General features: G+C 57.7%; 2 protein-coding genes. One reads left to right on the top strand and one right to left on the bottom strand.

From position 1 onward, the window contains the following. Positions 1-786 (top strand): cyclic peptide export ABC transporter (locus INT21_RS12050; RefSeq protein ID WP_193085248.1); only part of this gene is annotated, 786 nt, incomplete at its 5' end. Positions 787-939: 153 nt separating this feature from the next. Here INT21_RS12050 and INT21_RS12045 read toward each other — a convergent pair. After that, a partial coding sequence (locus INT21_RS12045; RefSeq protein WP_193085247.1) for a siderophore-interacting protein occupies positions 940-1452 on the bottom strand: 513 nt, incomplete at its 5' end.

Below are 1452 nucleotides of genomic sequence, written 5' to 3'. Positions count from 1 at the left end.
AATATGGCGCGAGTAGCCGCTAGCCGAATTGATAACATCACACGAGAGATGCCCCAGGGGCAGGAGAGGCAGGCGTTACCTCAGGTGCCTGCTTTGCAGCGTCTTGAGTTGCGCGACGTCACCCATCAGTACTACCACGAGCAGAGCGATGACTTCTTTGAGCTGGGGCCGATTAATCTGAGCTTTACGCCGGGGGAAGTGGTGTTTCTGGTGGGGGGCAACGGTAGCGGTAAGACCACGCTGGCCAAAGTGGTAGTGGGGCTTTATCCGCCGGATGGTGGCGAAGTGTTGCTCAATGGCGAGCGTGTCGAGGCGGATGGTTGGGATGCCTACCGGCAGCTCTTCTCGGTCGTCTTTTCTGACTTCCATCTTTTCGAAAGGCTGTTGGAAGCGCCGCGGGAAGATCTCGACGAAGAGGGCAACCGCTTGCTGACCAAGCTGCATCTGCAGCACAAGGTGCGGGTTGAAAACGGCGCGTTCACCACTCAGGCGCTCTCCCAGGGCCAGCGTAAGCGCTTGGCCTTGGTAGTGGCCTACCTTGAAGATCGCCCGTTTTTGGTGTTTGACGAGTGGGCGGCGGACCAAGATCCGTTATTCAAAGAGGTGTTCTACTGCGAGGTGTTGCCCGAGCTAAAGCGCATGGGCAAAGCGGTGCTGGTGATCACCCACGATGACCGTTACTTTCACCTGGCGGATCGGTTGGTGCGGCTGGAGAGCGGCAGGCTGTTGGCTGCTGAGTCTGAGACTGCCGAAGAGCCGCTAGCGGAACCCTCATCGGCCACTTGACCTTGCCACGCACGCCAGTATCCGGTCTTTAAGCCATCGTGATATGGCCGAATCCACATAGCAGCCACGAGAGCTGGTTGTCTCGCCAGCTCAGGCGTTTGAGCTGGCGTGTTTATGGAATCACTGTTTAACACCGTGTTATTTGCCGTTCCTTTAACCATTGGCCTTGCCCAGTCGCCAGTAGCCCATGCTGGTAACGTACTGCTTGGGTAACCCGCACTCGTTGACTAAGTAGCGGCGCAGCTTCATGGCGACCTTGGTTTCGGCGGCGATCCAAGCGTAGAAGGGCGCGTTATCATCCAGGGTGGCGGGTTCCCAGAGTGGGCCGTCCTCATTGTCGCTTTCGACGTTGCTAGTATCGCTGGTAGTGGAGTTAGCAGGCGTGCCGCCTAGCGCTTGAATTTCTTTATGTAAATCAATATCACGCAGCGCCCTCATCAGCAGTTCGCCGTGTTGGCAGTCGTGCTCTGCATCACGTGCTAGCCAGCGCAGTTTGGCGGCCTGGGGTAGCGGTTGAACATCGTCGCGGCGAGGCACTTCGAACAGCGCTTCAACCTTGGGTTTGAGCGGCAGGTCATCAAGGGTTTCTAGAATACCGGCAGCAGCGGGGAGGGCGGTTTCATCGGCGATAATCAGAATACGGCGCACGCCTTGGGGTGGCTTCCA

The sequence above is a fragment of the Halomonas sp. 3F2F genome (assembly GCF_014897805.1).
In the GTDB taxonomy this organism is placed as follows: Bacteria; Pseudomonadota; Gammaproteobacteria; order Pseudomonadales; family Halomonadaceae; genus Vreelandella.
Note: the sequence above shows the minus strand (reverse complement) of the source record. Positions and strands in the feature narration are given on the sequence as shown.